Consider the following 685-nt stretch of genomic DNA (forward strand, 5'->3'; position numbering starts at 1 on the left):
GGGTCATTGCGTTGTCGGGTTGCCGCTGATCACGGCGGTGATCAGATCGTGTGGGCGGCGGTTTGCGCGTCGGGTGGCGCGGGCGATGTTGGTGTCGCCGCTGGTCCGGTGGAAGCCGATCGAGGTGTTACGCAGGGTGGCCATGACGGCGGGTCCGTTGCCGGTCCGGGCTTGGTGTGAGTCTTCACGGAATGTGACGTCGCGGACGTAGTGCACAAGATTCTCGATCAGCCACTCGGCCCTGATCCATCGTTGTATGTCGCGGGGGTGGGCATCGGCAGCGGGCAGGGAGAGGGTCAGGTAAGCGGTTTCGCGGGTGGTCTTGCCGCTGGTGGTGGTGCGGGTCCGGGTGATCCGGATCGCCTGCTGAGCGTGGGGGAAGGCGATCCCGCCGGGCGTGTGCAGGGTGATGGCCTTGACGGTGCGGGTCTCGCGGCGGCCGTGGCCGGTTTCGCGGGTCTGGTGGCCGATCGGGATCTGAGCCCAGGGCAGCGTCTTGAGCTGGGTGTGCAGGGTCGGCTGGTTTCCCTTTGCCGGGATCAGCAGGTGCGCGCCTCGCGCGGCGATCTCGGTCGCGTGGCCGACCTGCGTATGTAGTGCGTCGGCCACGAAGATCAGGTCTTTGAGGCTGCCCAGGACCTGTTCGACCGCGTCCAGCAGCGGCGCGAAGGCGGGGATTTCGTTC

The 685-nt window shown here is 67.3% G+C and carries 1 protein-coding gene; it reads right to left on the reverse strand.

Translation table 11 applies throughout. From position 1 onward, the window contains the following. Positions 1-3 precede the first annotated feature (3 nt). Positions 4-685: ISAs1 family transposase (locus Ari01nite_RS49495; protein WP_203791710.1), on the reverse strand; the 682-nt coding region annotated here is incomplete at its 5' end.

It is taken from the genome of Paractinoplanes rishiriensis (genome assembly GCF_016862375.1).
GTDB classification, from domain to species: domain Bacteria; phylum Actinomycetota; class Actinomycetes; order Mycobacteriales; family Micromonosporaceae; genus Actinoplanes; species Actinoplanes rishiriensis.